Origin of the sequence: Candidatus Methanosphaera massiliense, assembly GCF_028890305.1 — an archaeon.
Classification (GTDB): domain Archaea; phylum Methanobacteriota; class Methanobacteria; order Methanobacteriales; family Methanobacteriaceae; genus Methanosphaera; species Methanosphaera massiliense.
This window is the reverse complement of the sequence record NZ_JARBXM010000001.1, coordinates 279031-302205: the sequence shown is the minus strand read 5'-3', so window position 1 is coordinate 302205 and position 23175 is coordinate 279031. Positions and strand designations below refer to the sequence as shown.

Genomic DNA, 23175 nt, shown 5'->3' with positions numbered 1-23175 from the left:
TTGTAATTTTTAAGTAATAATTTCTAAAAAAAAAGTTTTAAGGGGGTTAATTATGAGTATTTGGTATTGGAATCCTTTATTTTTTTTTATTCGAATTCTATTGTACTTGGTGGTTTATTACTTAATGATAAAGATACATGTGTTATTTCTGGTACATTTGCTGTTATTTCCTGTGCTACTTTATGTAAAAATGGCCATGGTATATCGGGTACGTTTGCTGTCATAGCATCAAATGATTGTACCATTCTTATAACTACTAGGTATCCGAAGTCTCTCTGGTCTCCTTTTACTCCTGTTACCTTACTGTCTGTTAGTACTACAAAGTATTGCCAAAGATCTTTGTCAAGTCCTTCTGCTTCTACATTCTTGGTTAGTATTGCATTAGCTTCTCGGCATATTTCAAGTTTTTCTTCTGTTACATTTCCAAGTACTCTTACTGCAAGTCCAGGTCCTGGGAATGGTTGTCTGTGTACAATTTTGTCAGGTAATCCAAGTGTTGTTCCTACTTCTCTTACTTCATCTTTGTATAATTCTCTTAGAGGTTCAATTATTTTGAGGACTAATCCTTCAGGTAGTGTTAAATTATGGTGTGATTTTATGTTACCTTTACTTTCAATCCAATCTGGTGCTATGGTACCTTGTAATAAGTATGTTGCTCCTGTTTTTTTAGCTTCTCTTTCAAAAACTTCTATGAATTTATGACCTATAATTTCACGTTTTTTCTCAGGATCTCTAACTCCTTTCAAAGCCTCTATAAATTCATCAGATGCATCTATTAATTTGAAGTTTAACCTATCTTTAAAAGTTTCTTCAACTTCTTTTGTCTCATCTTTTCTAAGTAATCCATGGTCTACAAAAATAGCTTCTAATTGATTTCCAATAGCTTTAGATGCAAGTACTGATGCAACAGAACTATCTACTCCACCAGATAATGCTATTATAACCTTTTCATCTTTAACTTCTTCTTTTATACTTTTTACTGCTTCATTTATAAATTTTTCCGTATCCATCATCATAGTAATCCAAACAACCTTTTACATATATTTATTTCCAACTCTCACATATAGCATTAAAGTTTTCAAATATCTCGCCACCACGTGGGGTATGCTGTACTTCTGGATGAAACTGAATACCATAAATTGGTTTTTCTTTATGTTTCATAGATTCAACATCACATTCCTCAGAGTTTGCAAGTATTTCAAATTCTTCAGGTAATTTAACAACTTCATCTTTGTGTGAAGCCCATACTTTAAGAGTATCACCAATATCTTTAAACAATCCATCTTCTTTTAGGATATTAAGTTCAATCTGAGCATAACTTTCAACTTCTGCAGATTTAGTTTCGCCACCAAATGTTTCAGCTATAATTTGATGTCCTAGACAAATACCTAATATAGGAACATCTAGATTACGAATAAACTCTTTACAATTACCTATATTCTCTATTGAAGGACCGCCACCTAAAATTACACCATCAGGACTTAAATTCTCTATCTCTTCAAGAGGAGTGGTGTTAGGCATAAGTTTATTTTCTATATCTAGGTATGTTAATGTTCTAGATATTCTATGATTATACTGTCCAAAATTATTAATAATAACAATGCTCATGATAAATCCCATATTTCATTAAAATAAGTTAAAACAACTATACAATTATTTTTCTTAATGAAATAAAAATAGTTGTTATAATCTAACTTTTTACTTTTTATATATTATATTATGATAATAGATATTATAATAATTATTCTTATATTATAGATTGTATAATAATTAGCATAGAATCTAATCCCTATTATAAAACTATACGTTTAATAGGATAATAATAAAAAAGAACATAAATTTAACTTAATAATAGTAGAATTACTAATAATAGGATAATAGAAAAATGAATAAATCAACAATAAACTTACCCGAAAATACTATCTTTGAAGTATTAGTAACAACAACAAACAATCAGAAACCACATACTAAGCCATTTGGAATGAAAATTCAAGATAAACAAGTAGTATTAACTTTATTTCCAAATAAAACACTAAACAATATAAAAAATAATAAAGAATTTCTAATACAATTCACATTAAATCCTTTAATATATACAAAAGCATCACTTAACAAATTAACAAGTAAAGACTATCAAAATAACAATATATTAAAAGAAGCAACAGTTATACTCAGATTAAAAGTAAATAAGATAATAGAACAAAAAAATAACGATAAATACGGAGAAAATATTATAACAACAATATTCTCCACAGTAACTGATATAAAACAAGAAAATATTCAAGTTCCCGCAATAAATAGGGCTACTACTAAAATAATTGAGTTACTGGTAGATTACACACGTTATAACTATATGAACTCTAATCAAAAAACAAGTTATATTAATAAAATCATAGAATCAGAGAATATCATAAGAAAAACAGGAAATAAAAATCATAATAAATCATTAAATCTCATAAAAAAAGAATTAAACATAGAAGATTAGTAATATTAATCTTCATGCTGTACTACATTAATAAATTTATTTGCATCAACATCAAATAATCCCTTATTAGTTATTTTAAGTGAAGGAACTACAGATAATGCCATGAATGATAATGTTGTAAATGGACTTCTTAAATCACAGCCCATTTTATGAACTAGTTCATTTAATTCTGTAGAATTCTTTGCAACATCAGCAACTGGTTTATCACTCATTAATCCAGCAATAGGTAATGGTAGATCTAATTTGTCATTATTGGATATTGCTGCTATTCCACCCTTGTTTTCTATAATTTTATTTGTAGCTCTAGCCATGTATTTACTATTAGTTCCAACAGTAATTATGTTATGTGAATCATGACTTACACTAGATGCTATAGCACCGTTTTTTATTCCATAACCTTTTACAAATCCATTAGCAATAGTATTTCCACCATAACGCTCAACTACGCTTATTTTGAGAACATCTTCAAATACTGATGGTTTAATAATACCTTTATCAATATTTAATTTAGCACTACTTCTTCCAGTTATAATAGTGTTATCCTGAACAGTAATCACGTTTACTGTTGCACTCTTGCATGATGGATTTTTTGCTTTCAAGTCAAAGTCTTCTGGTTTTTTAGGAGTAATATGCAGAGTGGTGGCTAGTGGTTTTGGTTTTGCACGATATAATAATTTTTGTTTTTTGAATATAGTATTACCATTTATTATTACTCTTTTTACTTTGAAGTCTTCTAGATTATTAATGAATACTAAATCTGCACATTTACCTGGACTAATACTTCCAGCATTTAGGTTATAATGTTCAGCAGGATTTAATGTTACTAATCTTATTGCTTCAAATGGATCCATACCAAAGTCTATTGCTTTACGAAGACATTTATCTAAATGTCCCTGGATAAGGTCATCTGCTCTAAGATCATCTGATACTATGAATTCTCCGTTGCTGTGAATAAGTTCTTCGAGGGTATGTGATTCTGAGCCCTCTCGAATCATTATTTTCATACCCATTCTTCTTTTTTCTTCTGCTTCTCTTTTAGTGGTACTTTCATGGTCTGTGCTTATACCATGTTTTACGTATTTTTGAAGATTTTTTCCGCTAAGCAGGGGTGCATGTCCATCAATAGGTTTCCCATGTTTTTTTGCTACTTCAATTTTGGAGATTATGTTTTTATTTTCATTAATTACTCCATAATAATCCATAACTTCTCCTAATGATACAAATTCAGGTCTTGAAAGTAGATTATCGATTATTTCACTATCAATTTCAGCGCCTGATGTCTCATATTTTGTTGTTGGTACACAGGATGGTGCTGAAAAGTAAAATTTTAGTGGTGTGTGTTTTGCATCATTTACCATATAATCTATTCCTTCAACTCCCATGACATTTGCTATTTCATGTGGATCTGCTACTACTGATGTAGTTCCATGCTTCAATGCTATTTCAGCAAATCGTGATGGTGTTACCATTGAACTTTCAATGTGTATATGTGCATCTATGAATCCAGGAACAATTATGTCATTAAAATCTTTGTTTACTTCTTTTATTGACTGGATGATTCCATGTTCAATTTCGATTTCTCCTGGATATATCTCGTCGGTAAATACGTTTAAAATATTTCCTTTTATAATCATTTTATTAATACTCCCCTAATATTATAAAAACATAGTTATACTCTTAAATTTCGTTTATCTTTTTTGTAATGTATCTTGTTTGACTTAATTTAAAAATAAATAGTCTATATTCCCATTGTTAAGATACATTTTTCCCCATATTTAAGAGTTTAACAGTTCTAGTCATTTAAAAAAGTGATAATTTAAGAAATCCATTATTTTTTAATTTAATTTTTATTAAATTAAAGTGTTAATTTTTAAATACTATAATAAAATATATGTTTATTGCTATTATAAAAAGATGTATTAATATTAGGATTTGGGCTCTATAAAAAACAGATTGATTTTGAACAAGAGCCTTCTTAAAAGTTAATTTAAACTTTTAAAATTAAATAATACTAATAATAAATGATAAAAAAATGAATTACACTAGAAATACATCTAACATTAAAAAATAAAGAATATTGAAAAATAAAAAAGTAATACTAATGTATTTTAATTATATAAAAGGATAATTTCCATGAAACAGGTTTATTACTAAAATCTATGAGCTTGTTTTCTTTTTTATTTTATTAATCGAAGTTTTATGTTATTTTTATTTTAAAAAGTAAATTTAAAAGGGTATTTTTTTTGTTATTATGATTCTTCTTTTAGGAAATCAGTATCATCGTAATAGTATAGGGGTTTATAACCAAGATGATAATAGTTTTCTTCATATTTTGTTATGTTCTTCTTTTTCCAATTGTCCTCTTTTAAATTTTGTTTTACATATCTTGCAAGTTCTAGATTATCATAACAGGCGTATATTCTTATTTTTCCATTTTTCATTGTTTCTACATAGTATTTACCATTGCGTTTGTGAATATTTTTATTTCTTTTTTGAATTGTTTCTGTAACCTTTGTTACGTGTTTGATGGTTTTTTCATTCCACCCATTTTTTGCTAAATAATCTCTTATCAGTACTGCTAAATTGTATGTAGGATAGCGTCCTATTGTGATTGTGTTATTTCTTATTTGTTTACGTACACGATACTTGTTTTTATACGTGTTTTCATAAACAATATTTTCTATTTTTTTAGGAAAGGGTGGTAGTTTTGATTTATCGTAGGTATATATTGATGTAGGATCCTCACACATTAATTCCTCGTTTCCATCATATTTTACTATAAGATCTCGTTCCTGTAGTGCTGTTACAAGATTAGCATATGTTCCGAGTACATATCCTTTATAGTATATATAGTAGCGATTGTTAATCTTATTATATGAGATATACTTGTAAAACTCTTTTACCGCTTGTTTTTCTATGAGTTTTATATCTACTTTTGTAGTATAGTAGGGTAATATCTTCTTTACTAGTTTAGCATATTTGTAACTTTTATATGAGCCATAAATCATACCACCTCTTTTCTTGTTTATTATAATATATTTTTCCTCTTCATCCTTCCTAATATGATATTTGGGGAAATGTTCTCTTTTAGGGTAGCCTGTTGTTTTACATTTAATCCAATCGTATTTTATTAGTTTGTCCCTTTGTTTTATTGCATCATCTAATCTTGAGAAAGAACCATATTCTATTTTTTGATTATAAATTGTTTTTTGAATATAGTACCTGTTTCTTTTTTTGTATATGTTATTGTATTTCATGGTTTTTCACCACTTAATATAGATGAGAGGGTTTTAAATGTGTCTTCTTGTGTGGTTATTTTGGTATTAATATTGTTTATCTTATTTATTTCCCTTATTTTATTGTTAATCTCCTTATTTTCTCTTTTATTTTTCTTTTTTAAGTTGTCTATAATTATTATTGTTATTTTACCATTGTTTTTTAGTTTTCTAGTTATTTCATTCATGTTTTTATCTAGTAATGTTGTCTTATATGTCTGGGTGATTTTATGGTCTTTAATTTGGTATTGTATTCCTTTTTCTAGAGGTGTTGCTATTACATTGTATTTGTTGCTGAAGTATTGGAATATTTCTATTATTGAGTCTATGTTGTTTTCGGAGTTAACTTTCAGAATACTTTTATGTTTATGTCTTTTATTTTTTTTATTTATTTTAATCCCTCCTTATTATTTTTAATCTACTATTTTTCATGGATACTTTAATTAAATCTTATTTAATTTTGTTTATGATTATTACTATAATATTAATACTTTATAAAGTAATTAGAGCCTCTAAGACTGTCCTATTCTCATACTCATAGACGGAGACACACACCCCTCTAAAAAGAATATAACGAAATAAAATACTAATTAATAGCAGTTAACTAAAATTAATTCAAAGTTATTACTTTTCAAGACCCGGTTTCTTTTATATACTATCCCATAATAATCAAATAATAGTGAGATGGACCTTTAATTAATTACAATAAATAAGAGAGTGAATAGACATGAGTATTTTTGAAGAAATCCTAAATTCAGATAATTCTGTATTTAAAAATCAGGATATATTCAGTATAGACTATCTGCCAGAAGTAATACAATGTAGAGATAAACAACTAAAGAGCATACTAATAAATATAAAACCATTACTAAAAAATAACAAGGCAATAAATACAATAATAATGGGAAATACAAGCACAGGGAAAACAACAGTTCTTAAACATGCATTAAAAGAAATAGAGGAATACACTAACCTATCAACATGCTACATAAATTGTAACATACAAGACACGTCACGTAAGTGTTACTTTCAAATATACAGGGTCTTATTTGGATATGAAGCAAGAAAAAGTGTAAGCACTGAAATAATACAGGAAGAAGTAATGAAGAAATTAGAAGAGGAATCATTTATAATAGCAATTGATGATATAAACTATCTAAGTAATAATGAGTCAAATAAGTTAATCAATGAATTATTCAGGGCAAATGAGTTCTATCATTCTAATATAGCTTTAATAATAACAATAAATAATATTTTCTTCAAATATGAACTTGAACGCAACGCTCAAAGCATACTACAAGGTCATGAAATAGAATTTGAGGATTATACAAGTGAAGAAATGTATTCCATCCTTAAATATAGATGCGATTTAGGATTCAAGAATGGAGTAATAACTGAAAATCAAATAAGAAGAATAAGTAATTATGCAACAAAATACACGGATTTAAGAAGAGGATTAGCAATACTAAACATACTTGGACAAAAAATAGAATCAGAAAACAGAGACCATATAACAGATAAAGACATAGATGAAATAATAGCAATATCATAAAAAGGGATTAATAAGTTAGAATAACTAATAATTATAATAACTTACGTAATTTAAATAATTTTTTTGGAGACATTTTAACTACTGCTTTAAGTAAAGATTTAGTTGAAAGAGTACTAAGTCCAGCATTAGCTACAGCACTGATATACTCATTTAAATCATCATCATCTAAGCCATAAAGGAAATCTCTAATGTGAATGTACTTTCTAAACTTCTTAGCTATATGTTCTTCAACATAATCTGAATATTCCTTTAAATTATCCTCAGAATAGTCTTCCTCTTTAATAGCTCTAGCAGCAACTTGACCTGCAATCATACCACTTTCAAGTGCGGTGTCAATACCTCCACCAGTAATAGGATTAATACAGCCAGCAGCATCACCTACTAGCATAAGATTGTCTGTTATAATTTTATCAAATACTCCACATAATGGGTTTCCACCAACATTAACTTCCACGATTTGAGCATCTTTAGTAGCATAATTATTGGCAATAAAATCATCTAAATATTCCTTAGCACTCTTAGTAGCCCTAGCTCCGGTTACATCGATACCCACATTAGCAGTATCATAACCTTTAGGGAAAAACCAGACATAGCCACCAGGTGCTACGCTACCAAAATAGAATTCGAGCGTATTATTTTTGTCCATTTTAAGATTAGTCATTTCATATTGGATACCTGAATCCATTTCTTCCAGAGGAACTTTTGTGTTAAGACCAGCCCAGGCACCTACATGACCCTCAGGACCATCTGCACCAATAACAATATGTGCCTTAATTTGTGTAATATCTGTGTTAAATCCATTGATATCAACAAGGAAATAGTCGTCAACTTTCTTCATTGATAATGCTTCTGTTTTAATCATTACCTCAGCACCACTACGAATGGCGTCCATTGTAACATGTTTATCAAATACTTTACGTTCTAATACAATACCTGTAGCAGGTGTATCTAAATTTTCAGAGGTAAACCATGCACTAGTATTATTTGGTGATACAATACGTGCTCCATCAATTCGTCGAGCAATCCATCTTTCGTCTAATTCAATATTCATTTTTTCAAGAACGCCGTCAATTATACCTTCAGCACATCTTTTAGGATTGCCAATTTCTGATTTCTTGTCAATAATTAATGTTTTAGCACCATTTGCACTGGCTTCTCTTGCTGCAATAGATCCTGCAGGACCTGCCCCAATAATTAAAACATCAACTTCCTTTACTTTGTTCATTTTATCTTCCATCCATCTGTTTAATAAGAGGTATTTTTGTTTAATTATTATATATGAATCTTCTTGAATTAATTATTTTACACATATGATGGAAAACAACAAGAATATATTAGATAATACATGAAATAATAATTAATTAATAAATATATATGAGAAATAAAATGCTTAAAACAAAAATAAAAGATCGAGAAATAGAATACACTGTAGACTATCGTAAAGTCAAATACATAAGATATGAATTAAGAGGCGGTAAATTAAGACTAATCCTGCCAAAAAGATACGATGGAAATATTGAAGAATGTATTCATAAAAAAGAAAAATGGATTTATGATAAACTAGTGGAATATGACGAAGTCAATGTAAAACTAGAAGAACAAACGAGAAATATATATTTAATTCAAAGAACCGAAAAAGAATTTAAAAACATAACAAACAGATTTTTTGAAAAATACCAAAATCAATTAAATGTCAATGTTAAACGAATACAATACAGACACATGACCACAAAATGGGGTAGCTGTAGCAGTCTAGGAAATGTAACACTATCTAAGGATTTAATATATCTACCAGAAGATCTAATAGCATACATAATATATCATGAATTAGCTCATCTTATAATATTGGACCATAGTGATAAATTCTTTAACATAATTAAAAAAGAATTTCCTGATTATAAAAGCTATGATTCACGTTTAAATGAATACTGGTATTTAATAAAAAAGGAAGGATGAGTTATTTATCTTTAAATTTCTTCTGAACTTTTTCACTTTTCAATTCACGTAAAGCATCATGTGCAATCCAATTTCCACTTATAGTATCTAATTTTAATATTTCTTCTGCTAACAGGATACTTTTCTGATTAAGAATCTTATTTCTTTTTCCAATTTGTCGTAAAGACCAGTTAACTGCTTTTTTAACAAAATTTCTTTCATCAGATGAACCACTAATTATTATGGGAAATAGGTTAATAAACACATCATCACAGGCTTTCTTATCATGTACGGCTAGAGTAGCTATTAATGAGTATGCAGTTCTTTTAACAAATTCTTCCTCTTTATCATAAAATTCATGTATCTTGGGATAAGCATACCTTGTTTTACGAAATAAATTACTGCAAGCTTGGTCACATTGGTCCCATGTTTCAAAGGAGTATGCCCATTTATTAATTTGCTCGGATGTTACTTTAGTCGGATCATCAATCATAGTTGCAAGAAGTTTAGTATCATGATAACCATAATTCCATAATTCGATGGCAAGTTCATGGTCTTTACCAATAGTTTTTGCTATTTTTCTTAGAACCGGGACTCGTATACCATATGCTTTATCTGGATTAATTCCAAAACGAGCCATTCCTTTCACATCATCAGGATTTCCCTCTTTTTCAAGTATTCCAAGAACTTCATCTAGTTGCATATAAAATAGTCTCCTAATAAATGTTTAATTGTTTAAATTTATTAAAAAAAGTAAAAGTTGAAAAACAGTATAGTTGTATAACTACCTGTTTTCAAGAGGATCATTTTTATTTTTAGAATGGGTAAATGGTACTTTTAAACCTAAATCTAATTTTTTATCAATATTTTTCTGATTTTTCTTTTTCTTATTAGTTGCTAATTTTCTAAGTAACTCTATACCATATTTACCTTCATTTGTTTCCATAGTTTCAAGAATGCCTTCCTCTACTGCTTTATCAATAATGGATGATCCTTTATCAGTACGTTTTATAATAGTAGACCATCCTGGTTTAGCAGCTACAGATCCACAGGATATATCAGCTAATTCAGAAACATAATCTAAACAATAATTACATCCTGATTGTTCAAAACCATGAGTTTTCTTTATAGGTATTTTACCCTCACCTTCAGTGTGTGTTATGAATAATTTACCTTTTGAAATATCCATCTTTGTAACTTGGGATGGTTTAACACCAATATCATCTTCAATAAATGTTTTCAATGATTCATATGGGAAGTTTTCCATACAATAAATACCTATACTTAATGCTATCTTATCTGATGCATTTCTAAGACCTATAGGGTAAGCTTGCATTTTACGTAGTCCCATAACCTGGCAAGGAGTTCCTACAGTACCTATTTTTTCAAGACCATAAGCACGTGTTGCTTCTTTTATTAAAGCAAGGTTTGGACACATTGTGTATTTTGTTCCAGCAGCTTTTAATATTTCTTTCTTGGTTGTTGCAACATGAGGCTCTGGTTTCCATGGTTCTTTACCTTCTCCAGCTACAATTGCACCATCAATAATGTTTTCTTCTAATGCATATATAAGTATAGCAGATACAATTCCACCATCTTGTGCTTTACTTGTTATTTTTTTATCAGAAGCTTTTGCTGTTATAATCTCCTGGTGTGGTCCAAGAACAGAATCGTAAATCATATTAGACCTCCTCCTTATTATATCCTAATTCTTTATAAATTTCGTCTACAGGCCACCAGCTACGTGTACATTGGTAGTAACAAGAACCGCATTTAACACAACGGTCACAGTTAAATAATGGTCTTCCGTCTTGCATGGTCATAGCTCTTGTAGGACATGCCGCTGCACAAGCTCCACATCCTACACAGATTGATTGGTTAATAATTTTCTTCTGTAAATCACAGCCACATGCTTCTTGGTTACTAGCAAAATCCATGAATGGTTTAAGATAATCCATATCATTGTTTACTGCTGCAAGTAAGACTCTTTTAATAAGTTCAGGGGATGGTGGACATCCAGGTACTGCAAGATCTACTTTAACTAGGTGTTGTAATGCTAAGAATGATGAATGTTTTGGTTGGGCTTGTTGACCTCCTTTAGCATATACTGTGAATCCACCAGTAGATGCACAGGAACCTAAAGCTACAAGTAGTTTAGATTTACTTCTAGCTTCCTGTAATTCTTTTAGGGAATGTTCGTCTTCCAGACATACGGATCCTTCAACAAGAACTAAGTCCATCTCAGGCATTTCCCATTTATCAACGAGTGTTTGTCCATATACTATGTCTACAGCATGGAGTAAATCTGCAAGGTCATCATAATTTTCTGTAAATGACATTAAATCACCAGTACAACCAGATAAGTGGATGTAACCTATTTTTAATTTATCTTGAGATAAATCTGGTGTATTATTAACATCATCCTCGTCTTTGACAATTTTTTCTTTAATTTTTTCAAACAAGAGTTTCACCTTCACTCAATTTAATTTAATTTCCTTTATTTTAGTCTATTTTTTATCATAACATATCATTTAAAACATTAAGAGTAGCTTCAACAGTTTTTGGTATGCTCTGTGTAAGTGTTTCTGTTAATCCGATTTCCATTTCTGTTGGAACATTTTCTGGCTGACAAGCTACTATTTTAATATTTATTTTTTCTTCTAAATCATGTAATGGCATTGTAGCAGAGATACCATGAACATCCATGTATCTGTCCTGTTCCTTCACCTGGTTTAATTCGAGTACATCTACTGTTCCAGGTTTCTTATCCATAGAGGCTATATCTATGATTATAATATTTTTCCATTCATCTTCAGGTAATGAGAATATATAATGAGGAGCACTAGTTGCCCCATCCACGAGACAAGTATCTCCCGGTATTTCTATTTCATTATCTTTCATGTATTTAATAACCTCTGGACCAAAGCCATCGTCTCCAAACAGAATGTTTCCACATCCAACGATGAGATTTTCATGATTATATGACATCAAATCCCCTTCAATTATATTTGGATAGTATCTTCTTTTATTACTTCTTTTGATTCATCATCCACAATTACCATGTGTGTAGCACAGGATAAACATGGGTCATAAGCTCTTATTACATGTGGGCCATATTTATAATGGAATCCTTCTGTTGCAATACCCATTGTTGGAATATTCCATGTTGTAGGTACTATTGCATTGTAATCACTAATATATCCTTCAGGTGATACTTTAGCTGTGTGGATATTTGTTCCTCTAGGTCCTTCAATTACACCGATACCAAGACGGTCTGTTCCATTAAGGTCATATTTTGCCATTACCTGTGCTGATGTGTCAAGTTTATCCACTAGTTCAATAATTTTCTGTGCGGAATTTATCATTTCTTGTGCACGTGCAATGTGCTGAGCTTTAACTCCTACTTCTTTGAATTTACGATATTTGTTTGCTCTTGCTCTTGGTCCTGTTTCAACAACATTTCCTTGATATAATGGGATTTGTGAGCATGCTCTTTTACCTATTTCTGGTAAATCATACCATGATGTTGGTAATATTTCTTCAATTTCATTATATAATATTCCATTTTTGGAACCGTATGTATCGTCTGATGCAAATACTGGTTGATTGTGTGTTCCTAGTTTTTCTGGGAAATCTTTATCTTGAACAAGACCAATCATTGTTTCAACATGTTCCTCTAATAGACTCATAAGTCCTTCCATTCTGGTTTTTATCTTATTCTTAGCGTTTTTTGTAATATTATGTGCCATTCCACCAATTCTTATATCTGATGGATGAATTCCTTCACCAGCTACTGTGTCTTCAACAAATTGTACATTTTTTCTTATTTCTGAAACATTTTTAACTACTGTGTCATATTGATCATCTGGTACAAAATCTGGTGCTACTAGAAAATGATGTATTGCATGACTGTTTATGATATGAGCATTAAGTGCTATTTCTCTTAAGATTCTTGCAGCTTTTGGAACTTCTATTTTTAATGAATCATCAATAGCTTCTACAGATGCAAGTGTATGTGTAACTGGACAAACACCACAAATTCTCTGTGCTATTACTGGTGCTGTTTCAGGTCTTTTTCCTATAATTATTTTTTCTATTCCTCTTACAGGCGTAATACTAAAATAACGTCCTGTTGTTACTATTCCTTCATCATCAACTTCCATTGATAATTCAGCATGTCCTTCCTGACGACTAGTTGGAGATATTACTATCGTTTCACTCAAAATTAATCACCTATTTTCTTTCAGATTTAAAAAACATAATCTTATAATAATATATTGTTTTTTCTTAGTTATTTTATTTTTTGTAAAATTATATTTATTTGGTTATTTTTACAGGGATACCTAATTTATTTCTGGAAATTTTAGTTGTTTACAGTTTATTTGTGTTGACTCTTTTTTGGAAACATCTGTTCTATATTTAATTCCTTTTTAACATGTTATTGTCTTTTAAATGCTTAATTTTTTAGTATAGCGTTTAAGCAGTTTTTAACGTTCTTACATATTAATATCTATGAAACTGAGTATATTCTGGATAAGATATGTGGAGGTGGTCTAATATTAAATTTTTTCCAAGTGAAAATGATTCTGATGAATGGAAGCCTATAACAGGAAATGTATGGAATCCAGAATTAGGAGATGTGGTGGAGGGAAAATTAATTAATAGAATTGAATCTGTCGGGAAATATGACCAGAATTTATATATTTTATTAGATAAAAATGATAAAGAAATAAAAATTTGGGGTAAAACTCAATTAGATGAATTGATGTCTGAAATAGAAGTTGAAGATTATATTAGAATAACATATAATGGATGTAAGACAACAAATAATGGACATACTATGAAAGTATATTATATTGAAAGAAGGGAGACACATGGAAGAAAAGACTGAATATTGGAATCCTGAGAAAGGTGAAATGATTGAAGGAGTACTTGTTGATAAATTATCTGATGTTGGAAAATATAACACTAGGTTATATAAGATTCAGGATGGAGATGTGACTTATTGTGTGTGGGGAAAGGTACAATTAGATTCTATAATGGAGGCTACTAATATTGGTGACATTATTTCTCTAAAATATGTGGGTGTTGAAAAAACAAAAGAATACAGTATGAAGAGATATGAATTGGAAATATTAAATGAACAAGGCCAATGATAAAATAACAGAACAACTTAAAAAACATAATAATGTGCTACTTTATAAGAGAGAATTATATGAATGCTATAAAAAACGAGATAAAACAATTAAGGCAATCTATATCATATCACCAAAAAAGGGAAAAACAGCTATTGAACAAATACTGAGAACAATTGACAAAAAATCAGAAACAAAAAATAAGACAATAAGCAAATTACTAGAAGAGATTACAGAAAAATCAAAAGATACACAAACACACATATACCTTGATCACTTCGAGCAATTATCCAAAAGAGAATTATCCTACTATAAAGAACTATCTCAAATACAATCAATCCAAATAATAGCAAATATCCGAGAAGATGAAGAAGTCATAGAACCTGAATTTCTAAACCATTTTATAATCATAGATAAAAATGGATTTAATGATAATAGATATCAAAGTGTGAATATCACGTATTCTCTTCTTTTATTATTGTCTTTATTAGTATTCATAACATTCATCAGAGTACAATTAAGTATTTTACATTATCTTGTTAATGCATTATGGTTTACACTATTAATGTACAGAACGTTCTACTACATAACAAGGTAGATAAGCATGAGTAACATAAATGAATTATTAACATCAATAATATTATACTGTATAATATCATATATTCTAAAACTACCCCATTTCTACCATGGATTATTATTTACAGTGATTGGCTCACAAATAAGCATAATACTACCAGAAAATTATAGAAACAGTTTAATAATATACATACCCATAATAGCTTTTACAATAGTTTATCCAATAATAATGATTTCATTAGCAATAGGATTCACCTCATCAATATTCATATCATTATTATCAAAAAAAGGATGTAAATTACTATATCCATTCACAATAACGACATTCACAGGACCACAGAATTACTTGGAAAATGATACAAAAGGAGACTATGCAGCAACAACATTTCTACTAGTATTAGCAATAATAGCAGTAATATTTTCAATGTATGGGACAGTGATATTAAATACAATTAACGAAAATGATTTATCCACATATTTAGATGTTGATGAAAATACAAGTGGTAGTGGTGGATATGTGCAATATATTAATATAAATCCTGCAGAATGTCTTAATAAGAATATAACTACAACAAGAACAGGGAACACGACAACAACAATAATAACTGAGTATAATTCTACAAAATAATATTTTTTTAAAAAAAGAATAAAAAGAGGGAAGATTAAAAAAGTTTTTTCTTGATTTATTTTTCATCTTCTTTTTTATGTTTAATTTCTTTAACAATCAAATTAGTTTTTGTGGATACTAATGAATAAGAGTCAATATCTCTATAGAGAACACATCCTGCGTTAATAAATGAACCATTACCTATTTTTACACCAGGATTAACACTGGTATTAATACCAGTTTTTACACCATCACCAAAGATAGCGCCTAATTTTCTAAGACCAGAATCCACACGTTTACCTTTAACAGTAACGCGTACATGTTGATCATCAAATCGTAGGTTAGCAAGATTAGTTCCAGCACCAAGATTACAGTTTACACCAATAACAGAATCTCCAACATATGATAAATGATTAACATTGGTTCCATCCATAATAATACTATTTTTAATTTCAACAGCATTACCAACATCTACGTCATTACATAAGCAAGCATATGGTCTGAGATATGTGTTAGGGCCTACATCGCAGTTTTCTCCTATGAATACTGGACCTTGAATATAACATCCTGATCTAATAATACTGCCTTTACCAAGGTGTAGTGGACCATGAATAGTAACGTTTTCTTCGATTTCTCCTTCAATATCATCTTCCATTTTTTCAAGGAAGTCTTGATTACTCTTTAATAACTCCCATGGTCTTCCAACATCCATCCAAGGTTCATGAGATATTAATCCAAGTATTTCCCATCCATTTTCTAATTCTATTTTAAGTGAATCTGTTATCTCGTATTCTCCACGTTCGGATAGTTTAGTTTTTCTTATAGCATCGAATATTTCTGTACTAAATAAATAAATTCCAGCATTTGCAAGATTACTTGGAGCCTCGCCAGGTGCAGGTTTTTCAACAATTTCAACTATTTTATCATTTATTGTTGAAACAACACCATAATTAGAAGGATTATCAACTTCAATTAATGTGAGCACTGATTTAACATTATTACTTGTTCTTGTAGCATATTTTTCAATTAAATTTCTTATAAGATCATAGCTTACAATAATATCTCCATTTAGAACTATGAAACTTTCATCGATATATTTTTCAGCACTTCCTATTGCATGTGCTGTACCTAATTGGCCTTCCTGGACAGCATAGTTAATGTTTACACCGAATTTACTTCCGTCACTAAAGTATTCTTCTATAACTTCTTTTTTATATCCTACAACAAGGGTTATATCTTTAATTCCTGCATCTCTTAGTGACTCAATATTATATTGTATTAATGGTTTTCCACCTGTAATTAGCATAGTTTTTGGTCGTGTTGTTGTCAAAGGACGCATTCTTGTTCCTTCACCTGCTGTTAATATTATAGCTTTCATTAATATTCACCCTTTCTTTATTATATTATTATTATATTAGTATTCATTTTATAATAAATTTTAATATTTTATTATTTGAATTATTTAAAAAAAGAAAAAAGGATAAAAAGAGGGGTTGATGTTTCCGTATTATATTAGCTTATTAAGGAAGTTCTGTGATTTTGTCTCAATATCTTTAAGATGTGCCTGTGTTTTTCCTTCAGTGGTTATACGAATGTATGGTTCTGTTCCTGATGGTCTTATTAAAACCCAGCTACCATCTTCAAATTTGATACGAACGCCATCTATTGTAAGTATTTCTTGAATGTCATCAAATTCATTTTTGAAATCTGATTCAACTTTTTCCATTACACTAGCTTTTTTATTGTTATCACAGGTTATTTTTTCACGTATTGTTGGATAATTTTCTATAGCATCTAATTGTTCTGATAATTTACCATTTTTTTGTATAGCTCTAACGATTCTTAGTCCAGATAGAAGTCCGTCGGGACACATACAGAAGTCTGGATGTAACCATGTACCTGATGGTTCTCCACCAAAGGTTCCATTATTTTCATTAATAGATTCTGCAACGTGAACGTCTCCTACAGGTGTTCTGAGAACTTTTCCACCCATTTTCTCTATTTCAGTATCTAGACAAGCTGATGCATCAACAGTTGTGACAATTGTTCCTCCAAATTCTTTTGCAATGATTGTTAGAAGCTTATCAAAATCAGATAGATTACCTTTTTCATCTACCGCAATCATTCTGTCAGCATCACCATCATGAGCTAAACCAACATCTGCACCTAATACTTTCACAGTTTTCATTAATTCTTGTAAGTTATCACTATTAGGCTCAGGATTACGTCCAGGGAAAAATCCATCAGGTTGTGCATTTAATGTAATTACGTTCATACCTGCCTGTCTTAATGCTTTTGGAGATAAATATGATCCAGCTCCACTTGCACAATCTACAACTACTTTCAGTGGTTTATTAGGGTCAATTTCTGAAACTTTTATTATATCATCAACATATTCATCTTTAAATGATGATATATCATATTCTTCTCCAATTTCATCCCATCCAACTATGTTAAAATCTTTTTCGTAGACTAATTTTTCTATTTCTCTTTCTTGATTTTGTTTATATGCTAATCCATCTGCATTCCATAGTTTTATTCCATTGTATTGTGATGGATTATGGGATGCTGTTATCATAATTCCAGCATCTGCCTGTTTTTTTAGTGTAGCATAGCCCACTGTTGGTGTAGGAACCATTCCTAATTTTAATACATTGCATCCTGATTGTAGTAATCCGGCAATCATAACATGTTCTATGATTTTACCTGTGGTTCTAGTATCATGACCAATTACAACTGTTTTGCCTTTTCCACCAATATATTTAGCTAATGCTCTAGCAACATCCATTGCTAGTTCTAGTGTGATTTTTTTCTGATATTCTCCTCTAATTCCTGATGTTCCAAATAATCGTGGTATATCACTCATAATATAATATCTCCCTTTCAGAATTTTTTTTTTGATTATATGTGTTTTGGTTAGTTTTTTAGAAAAATAGTAATGTTATTTATTTTATTGTAATTAGGTATGTTAAAAAAGAAAAGATGAAAAGAAGTAATGTTTTTAAGAGTTGTTCTTATTTTTATGCTCCGAATTTTTTTGTTACATTCATAAGATCTCTTATTATGTACATTACATCTGATCCTCTGATACGACATAATCCTCCTTTAGCTGCAGCTCTTTCACCGTATTCTTTAATATCATCAACACGTAATCCTGGTGCTTTTATGAATACTGGTACTGGGTCTCCTGTATGATCCATAACACTTACTGGTGTGGAGTGGTCTGCAGTAACAAATAATACAATATCATCAATTTCTTTAAGGTCTTTCATGATGTTATCTACTTTTTCTATGAAGTCTCTTTTACCGATGATGTCTCCATCGTGTCCTGCTTCATCAGCTCCGTCAACATTAATTAAAACAAAGTCATATTTATCATCTTTAACTGTGTCTATTATGTGTTTATGTACGCTGTCTATATCTGTATTTATTCCACCAGTTGCTCCGGGTATATTAATTACATCCATTCCAACAATTTTACCTATACCTTTAATAAGACCAGTTTCTGCTACACATGCTCCTTTGAGGTTGTATTTGTCTTCGAAAGATGGTACGCTTGGTACAGCTCCTACACCTCTTGGTAGTACTATGTTTGCAGGATGTTTTCCTTCTTTAATTCTTTCAAGGTTTACAGGATGTTCTTTTAACATTTCGTAGGATTTATTAACAAATTGATTTACAACATCTGCAGTGTATTTTGCTTCTTCACTATCATCTAATGGTTTTACTGTTTTAGGTTTGTTACCTTCATGTTTAGGATCTGCATCAGTAATCTGATCGGATAATCCTTTTCCTCTTAATACAAGTACAGCACGATGAGCGTCTGATTCTTTGAATATTATTTGTACATTGTCATCAATTTTCATTTGATTGATTGTATCAGCTATTTTATCAGTACCACTACTTATTCTACCAGCTCTTCTGTCAGTAATTGTAAGGTCTTCATCTGCTGTTGCAAAGTTACATCTGAATGCTATGTCACCAGGTTGAACGTCTAAATCTACACCTGCTGCTTCAAATGGTCCTCTACCAGTATATACTTCATAAGGGTCATATCCTAGTAAAGTTAAGTGAGCTGTGTCACTACCAGGACGTACTCCCGGACGGATAGTGTCCATTATTCCAGTTATACCTTCTTCAACCATTTTATCCATAGCTGGAGTTCTTGCATTTTCTAGTGGTGTTTTATCACCTAATTCTTTTACAGGGCGATCACCCATTCCATCTATTACAAAAATAATTCCTTTCATATTATTCATACTCCAATTGTTATAATGATACCAACCAGTGCTCCAATTATTGTTGCAGTTAAGTTAACATGTTCATTGTTAAAAAGCCCGTTACGTTCTAATGTTGCACCAAGAAGACTATCTGCAAAGCATCCAATCATTCCGGATATTGCTGCTATGCAAATACTGTGGGTAATGTCTGGAGATACATTTAGTAAATAGGCTGAAACTCCTATTATTAAAGCTCCAATTAATCCTGCTACTGTTCCAAGAACAGAAATTCCACCATCAGTTCCAGGTTGAACATGTTCTTGGCTTGTTATTAGTATAGGTTCACTTAATACTCCAATTTCACTAGCTAATGTGTCAGCAGTAGCTGTGGAAATTGCTCCAATAAATCCAGCATAATTACCAAATATTGCCATTACTACAGGAACAATACCGTTTGAAATAACATTTTTAATAGTTCGTTGTTCATGTACTAAGCCAATACGTTTTTTATAATCCTTTTTGAAGCTTGTAAAAGCTGAACCTAAAATAAGAAATAGCAAAAGTATTGTTAACCAGTTGAATCCTCTGGCTATTACAATAAATATTCCAATAATTGTAACAAAAGATGAGCCTAGTAAATCAAGTGCTCCACTTAAATATACTAAGATTCCAAGAATTACACAAATTATTAAAAATATTAATTGTATCATAGTATAATTTTTGTATTTTATTAATATAATATATTTTGTTTAATTATTAAAAAAAAATAAGAATGGGTGGTTAGTAATAAATTCCCTATTTAAATAATTTAAAATTAAAGAATACTTATCTAGAATACTCTTGTTTTGATGGTTTCTACTTTTTTAAGTGGGTATATTTTTTTAGCTTCATGGTAAATGTTAGAAGCAAATTTACCTGATATTATTTCTTTTACAAGTTCATCAAGATTTTTCTCAGCTGCACTTTCTAAAACCATGTTTCTCATAGTTTCTCTGATGAGTTTTTGTTGTGAAGCTTTTGCTCTTTTTACAGTTATTGCTAACATGTGTACATTGATTTTTTTACCGTCTTTTGTAGTTGCATCAGTTATTGAGTCGATACGACTGGTTCCTCTTCTAATCATACTACGTACGTAATCTGTTGTTACTTTGTGTCCTGTAAATATTGTGTGAGCTACTTCTCCACTTACGTGGTCTACTTCAAAGAATAATTTTACGTATTGTCTACTGAAGTCACCTGTAATTTCACGCATAGATGTTTCAATTTTACGACCTACAAGCATTTCTGGTTCTCTTGCAGGGCTTGTTCCAAGACTTGCTTCATCAAATTCTTGTGGTGCTAATATTTCATACCAAATTTTTTCTTTCCATGTATCACGTACTCGTCTTCTTGCTTTTGCCATTATATCTTTTCTCCTATATTTTTATGTAAATTATTTCTTAGTTTTTTTAATTATTTTACAGCATTTTATCATATAATATGATTGAAAAATGTTAAAATAATGATTTGTAACCTGTTATTTGTGGTGGTTATTATTTTAGTAAATTTAATTACCCATTGCCGTGTTAAATAAAAATTTTAAATCTATTAATTTGAAATATTCCGTCAGGTCTCATATGGTAAATAAAACAAAAATCGTTGTTTTTTATAAAAGAATTTAGATACGCATAACCATTAAGGTCATATTCTTTTATAATAATCTCTTATTTGTTAGATTATAAATCACCATAGACCTAGTCTATATCTTATTTTAATATTATATTTTTTATATAATATAAAGTTACTGAAAATAATTTTAAAAAATAATCCGAATAATAAATTTTTTAATAAAATAGAAATGGGGGAGGTTTATGCTATTCCTGTTAATTTATTAACATAGGGTATTCTATACATAATTAGAAGAATAATCATTAACATAAATACTACAATTACAGTAAGTATTGGAATATTGATAAAGGGACTAATACTAATGTCATAAATTCCTATTTTATCTAAAGCATTAATAAGTAATACATTTGTAAGATAGATTCCCAGTGTTAAATTACTAATTAATGTAATTTTTCTATTAATCTTATCACTATATTTTCCCCATATAATACTAAAATCAGTATTTTTTATAATTAAGAACATACCCACTGCTTGAAGACAAGCATTAATAGTAAGATCACCAAGAGGCATGAATGTTAATTCAAGTTCTCCTATAAAATTACTTGCAGCTATAACTCCCATAAATGTCATAAGAGTGCCTATGATATATAATACAGCACCAAATTTACGACTTTTTAGTAATTCTGAATCTTTATTAATTAAGTAGTATCCTAGAATAAAATATCCTACGTATCCAAAGAACATATTCATATATATAATAATATTATCATTATAAGGTAACATTTTTATAAATATTGTTATAAGCCAAATTACTAAAAAATACTCAATTTCACGTATTTCTGCATTTCTAATCCATGAGCATATTATTGGTGAAGCAAGATATAATCCAATAAGCATATAGATGAACCAAAATTCTACAGTTAGTATAGTAGGGTCAAGAATTGATATAATTAATAGATTAAAAATATTTGAAATAATATAAGTTAATGAATACTTCATGGACATTTTAATAATAAAGTATATCAGAAACCATCCTATAAATGGTATACCTATTCTTTTTAAACGTCGTGGAATATCGTCTATTGTCTGATTTTTTTTTATAAGTAGAATACCTGAAGCCATGACAAATAAAATTATACTAAATCGGAACATTGATTCAACAAACAGTCCACTAAACCATAAACTAGAATTTAGAGTATAGTGTGTTATATATTTCGAACTTAGATGTATTGCAATGACACCAAAAATAGCAAGAGTTTTTAAATAATCAATATACAAAATTCTTTTCATTTTCACCAATTTATTTTATTTAAATCTTAAAATAACTAGTATAATAAGTATAATTAATATTATTTTGTAATTGGTGTTATAAATAATTATTTAAATAAATAGTAATTGAGTTTATTGAAATCAAATAAATTAAATTCGTTTTTTATTCTTATTTTGTAAAATAGATACTTATTCTTAATTTATTTTAATAATTAATGTAAATTCGTCTTTTTAACTCTATTTTTAACTTTATATAACTGTAAAATATTTAATTATAGATACTCTTGTCTTATATTCATTTTAAGTTAAAATTATTTTGTTAAATTCTATTTAATATGTATTTTTTTCGTAGGATTTTAAATCAATTTAATTAGTAACTAAAAATAAATAGTTAAATTTAATTAACAAGAATAAGTAGTATGTTTAAACAAAATTAGAATAATTAAATAGAAGTTTATTTTATAATATTAGAATTAGTATTTAAAAAATCAATGAAGGGAAAGTTTAGAATAT

The 23175-nt window shown here is 29.4% G+C and carries 24 protein-coding genes; 7 read left to right on the top strand and 17 right to left on the bottom strand.

All coding sequences use genetic code 11. The features are described 5' to 3' along the window. Positions 1-86: 86 nt before the first annotated feature. Positions 87-1013 (bottom strand): glutamine-hydrolyzing GMP synthase, encoded by a 927-nt coding sequence (gene guaA, locus OTK55_RS01515; protein WP_274871732.1) that lies wholly within the window; start codon positions 1011-1013, stop codon positions 87-89. A gap of 31 nt (positions 1014-1044) precedes the next feature. After that, positions 1045-1608 (bottom strand): GMP synthase subunit A, encoded by a 564-nt coding sequence (locus OTK55_RS01510; RefSeq protein ID WP_274870173.1) that lies wholly within the window; start codon positions 1606-1608, stop codon positions 1045-1047. A 277-nt stretch (positions 1609-1885) separates the two neighbouring features. On the opposite strand from OTK55_RS01510, the gene OTK55_RS01505 reads away from it, so the two are divergent. Then, positions 1886-2485: a DUF447 domain-containing protein gene (locus tag OTK55_RS01505; RefSeq protein ID WP_274870172.1), complete on the top strand. Its 600-nt coding sequence runs from the start codon at positions 1886-1888 to the stop codon at positions 2483-2485. A gap of 5 nt (positions 2486-2490) precedes the next feature. Here the strand turns inward: OTK55_RS01505 and ade are convergent, their stop codons facing one another. From ade to OTK55_RS01490, 3 genes are all read right to left on the bottom strand, one after another. Further along, the gene (ade, locus tag OTK55_RS01500) at positions 2491-4119 is read right to left on the bottom strand and encodes an adenine deaminase (RefSeq protein WP_274870171.1); all 1629 of its coding nucleotides are present in this window, start codon (positions 4117-4119) and stop codon (positions 2491-2493) included. A 615-nt stretch (positions 4120-4734) separates the two neighbouring features. Further along, positions 4735-5742 (bottom strand): hypothetical protein, encoded by a 1008-nt coding sequence (locus OTK55_RS01495; RefSeq protein WP_274870170.1) that lies wholly within the window; start codon positions 5740-5742, stop codon positions 4735-4737. Next, on the bottom strand, positions 5739-5948 hold the full coding sequence (locus tag OTK55_RS01490; RefSeq protein WP_274870169.1) for a hypothetical protein: 210 nt from the start codon (positions 5946-5948) through the stop codon (positions 5739-5741). Before OTK55_RS01490 ends, OTK55_RS01495 begins: the two co-directional genes overlap by 4 nt. 539 nt (positions 5949-6487) lie before the next feature. Here OTK55_RS01490 and OTK55_RS01485 point away from each other — a divergent pair. Continuing rightward, positions 6488-7312 carry a Cdc6/Cdc18 family protein gene (locus OTK55_RS01485; protein WP_274870167.1) on the top strand — a complete coding sequence of 275 codons (825 nt, stop codon included), beginning with the start codon at positions 6488-6490 and terminating at the stop codon, positions 7310-7312. Between the two features lie 31 nt (positions 7313-7343). On the opposite strand, the gene OTK55_RS01480 is transcribed toward OTK55_RS01485, so the two are convergent. Beyond that, positions 7344-8537, bottom strand: coding sequence for an NAD(P)/FAD-dependent oxidoreductase (locus tag OTK55_RS01480; protein WP_274870166.1), 1194 nt, complete (start codon positions 8535-8537; stop codon positions 7344-7346). A gap of 161 nt (positions 8538-8698) precedes the next feature. Between OTK55_RS01480 and OTK55_RS01475 the strand changes: the two genes are divergently transcribed. Continuing rightward, positions 8699-9268 (top strand): M48 family metallopeptidase, encoded by a 570-nt coding sequence (locus tag OTK55_RS01475; RefSeq protein ID WP_274870164.1) that lies wholly within the window; start codon positions 8699-8701, stop codon positions 9266-9268. Position 9269: 1 nt separating this feature from the next. On the opposite strand, the gene OTK55_RS01470 is transcribed toward OTK55_RS01475, so the two are convergent. The 5 genes from OTK55_RS01470 to frhA form a co-directional block, all read right to left on the bottom strand. Next, complete coding sequence (locus OTK55_RS01470) at positions 9270-9950, bottom strand: DNA alkylation repair protein (protein WP_274870162.1); 681 nt, start codon at positions 9948-9950, stop codon at positions 9270-9272. 81 nt (positions 9951-10031) lie between these two features. Next, complete coding sequence (gene frhB / locus OTK55_RS01465; RefSeq protein ID WP_274870161.1) at positions 10032-10928, bottom strand: coenzyme F420 hydrogenase subunit beta; 897 nt, start codon at positions 10926-10928, stop codon at positions 10032-10034. 1 nt (position 10929) lies between these two features. After that, positions 10930-11685 (bottom strand): coenzyme F420 hydrogenase subunit gamma, encoded by a 756-nt coding sequence (gene frhG, locus OTK55_RS01460; protein WP_274871730.1) that lies wholly within the window; start codon positions 11683-11685, stop codon positions 10930-10932. 79 nt (positions 11686-11764) lie between these two features. Next, on the bottom strand, positions 11765-12235 hold the full coding sequence (gene frhD, locus OTK55_RS01455) for a coenzyme F420-reducing hydrogenase, FrhD protein (protein ID WP_274870160.1): 471 nt from the start codon (positions 12233-12235) through the stop codon (positions 11765-11767). A gap of 14 nt (positions 12236-12249) precedes the next feature. Beyond that, positions 12250-13470: a coenzyme F420 hydrogenase subunit alpha gene (frhA, locus tag OTK55_RS01450; RefSeq protein WP_274870159.1), complete on the bottom strand. Its 1221-nt coding sequence runs from the start codon at positions 13468-13470 to the stop codon at positions 12250-12252. 317 nt (positions 13471-13787) lie between these two features. Here frhA and OTK55_RS01445 point away from each other — a divergent pair, with 317 nt between their 5' ends. The 4 genes from OTK55_RS01445 to OTK55_RS01430 are packed head-to-tail and all read left to right on the top strand — an operon-like array spanning position 13788 to position 15586. Then, a complete protein-coding gene (locus tag OTK55_RS01445; protein WP_274870158.1) occupies positions 13788-14138 on the top strand; it encodes a hypothetical protein in 351 nt (116 codons plus the stop codon). Next, a complete protein-coding gene (locus OTK55_RS01440; protein WP_274870156.1) occupies positions 14122-14403 on the top strand; it encodes a hypothetical protein in 282 nt (93 codons plus the stop codon). Before OTK55_RS01445 ends, OTK55_RS01440 begins: the two co-directional genes overlap by 17 nt. After that, positions 14387-14980, top strand: a complete 594-nt coding sequence (locus OTK55_RS01435; protein WP_274870154.1) for a hypothetical protein — start codon at positions 14387-14389, stop codon at positions 14978-14980. Before OTK55_RS01440 ends, OTK55_RS01435 begins: the two co-directional genes overlap by 17 nt. 6 nt (positions 14981-14986) lie before the next feature. After that, positions 14987-15586: a hypothetical protein gene (locus OTK55_RS01430; protein ID WP_274870152.1), complete on the top strand. Its 600-nt coding sequence runs from the start codon at positions 14987-14989 to the stop codon at positions 15584-15586. Positions 15587-15641: 55 nt separating this feature from the next. On the opposite strand, the gene glmU is transcribed toward OTK55_RS01430, so the two are convergent. The 6 genes from glmU to OTK55_RS01400 form a co-directional block, all read right to left on the bottom strand. Continuing rightward, the gene (gene glmU / locus OTK55_RS01425; RefSeq protein WP_274870150.1) at positions 15642-16943 is read right to left on the bottom strand and encodes a bifunctional sugar-1-phosphate nucleotidylyltransferase/acetyltransferase; all 1302 of its coding nucleotides are present in this window, start codon (positions 16941-16943) and stop codon (positions 15642-15644) included. Positions 16944-17072: 129 nt separating this feature from the next. Beyond that, a complete protein-coding gene (gene glmM / locus OTK55_RS01420; protein WP_274870149.1) occupies positions 17073-18431 on the bottom strand; it encodes a phosphoglucosamine mutase in 1359 nt (452 codons plus the stop codon). Positions 18432-18585: 154 nt separating this feature from the next. Continuing rightward, entirely contained in the window at positions 18586-19815 is a 1230-nt protein-coding gene (locus OTK55_RS01415; protein ID WP_274870148.1) for a 2,3-bisphosphoglycerate-independent phosphoglycerate mutase, read from the bottom strand. A 5-nt stretch (positions 19816-19820) separates the two neighbouring features. Next, positions 19821-20495, bottom strand: a complete 675-nt coding sequence (locus OTK55_RS01410; protein ID WP_274870146.1) for a TIGR00297 family protein — start codon at positions 20493-20495, stop codon at positions 19821-19823. Positions 20496-20614: 119 nt separating this feature from the next. Next, positions 20615-21187, bottom strand: coding sequence for a 30S ribosomal protein S3ae (locus OTK55_RS01405; RefSeq protein WP_274870145.1), 573 nt, complete (start codon positions 21185-21187; stop codon positions 20615-20617). 446 nt (positions 21188-21633) lie between these two features. Beyond that, positions 21634-22683, bottom strand: coding sequence for an acyltransferase (locus OTK55_RS01400; protein ID WP_274870144.1), 1050 nt, complete (start codon positions 22681-22683; stop codon positions 21634-21636). Between the last annotated feature and the right edge of the window lie 492 nt (positions 22684-23175).

Coding starts and splice junctions, on each gene's coding strand:
- guaA (WP_274871732.1), bottom strand. CDS start 1,013: ATGATGGATACGGAAAAATTTATAAATGAAGCAGTAAAAAGTATAAAA.
- OTK55_RS01510 (WP_274870173.1), bottom strand. CDS start 1,608: ATGAGCATTGTTATTATTAATAATTTTGGACAGTATAATCATAGAATA.
- OTK55_RS01505 (WP_274870172.1), top strand. CDS start 1,886: ATGAATAAATCAACAATAAACTTACCCGAAAATACTATCTTTGAAGTA.
- ade (WP_274870171.1), bottom strand. CDS start 4,119: ATGATTATAAAAGGAAATATTTTAAACGTATTTACCGACGAGATATAT.
- OTK55_RS01495 (WP_274870170.1), bottom strand. CDS start 5,742: ATGAAATACAATAACATATACAAAAAAAGAAACAGGTACTATATTCAA.
- OTK55_RS01490 (WP_274870169.1), bottom strand. CDS start 5,948: ATGAATGAAATAACTAGAAAACTAAAAAACAATGGTAAAATAACAATA.
- OTK55_RS01485 (WP_274870167.1), top strand. CDS start 6,488: ATGAGTATTTTTGAAGAAATCCTAAATTCAGATAATTCTGTATTTAAA.
- OTK55_RS01480 (WP_274870166.1), bottom strand. CDS start 8,537: ATGAACAAAGTAAAGGAAGTTGATGTTTTAATTATTGGGGCAGGTCCT.
- OTK55_RS01475 (WP_274870164.1), top strand. CDS start 8,699: ATGCTTAAAACAAAAATAAAAGATCGAGAAATAGAATACACTGTAGAC.
- OTK55_RS01470 (WP_274870162.1), bottom strand. CDS start 9,950: ATGCAACTAGATGAAGTTCTTGGAATACTTGAAAAAGAGGGAAATCCT.
- frhB (WP_274870161.1), bottom strand. CDS start 10,928: ATGATTTACGATTCTGTTCTTGGACCACACCAGGAGATTATAACAGCA.
- frhD (WP_274870160.1), bottom strand. CDS start 12,235: ATGTCATATAATCATGAAAATCTCATCGTTGGATGTGGAAACATTCTG.
- OTK55_RS01445 (WP_274870158.1), top strand. CDS start 13,788: ATGTGGAGGTGGTCTAATATTAAATTTTTTCCAAGTGAAAATGATTCT.
- OTK55_RS01440 (WP_274870156.1), top strand. CDS start 14,122: ATGGAAGAAAAGACTGAATATTGGAATCCTGAGAAAGGTGAAATGATT.
- OTK55_RS01435 (WP_274870154.1), top strand. CDS start 14,387: ATGAACAAGGCCAATGATAAAATAACAGAACAACTTAAAAAACATAAT.
- OTK55_RS01430 (WP_274870152.1), top strand. CDS start 14,987: ATGAGTAACATAAATGAATTATTAACATCAATAATATTATACTGTATA.
- glmU (WP_274870150.1), bottom strand. CDS start 16,943: ATGAAAGCTATAATATTAACAGCAGGTGAAGGAACAAGAATGCGTCCT.
- glmM (WP_274870149.1), bottom strand. CDS start 18,431: ATGAGTGATATACCACGATTATTTGGAACATCAGGAATTAGAGGAGAA.
- OTK55_RS01415 (WP_274870148.1), bottom strand. CDS start 19,815: ATGAAAGGAATTATTTTTGTAATAGATGGAATGGGTGATCGCCCTGTA.
- OTK55_RS01410 (WP_274870146.1), bottom strand. CDS start 20,495: ATGATACAATTAATATTTTTAATAATTTGTGTAATTCTTGGAATCTTA.
- OTK55_RS01405 (WP_274870145.1), bottom strand. CDS start 21,187: ATGGCAAAAGCAAGAAGACGAGTACGTGATACATGGAAAGAAAAAATT.
- OTK55_RS01400 (WP_274870144.1), bottom strand. CDS start 22,683: ATGAAAAGAATTTTGTATATTGATTATTTAAAAACTCTTGCTATTTTT.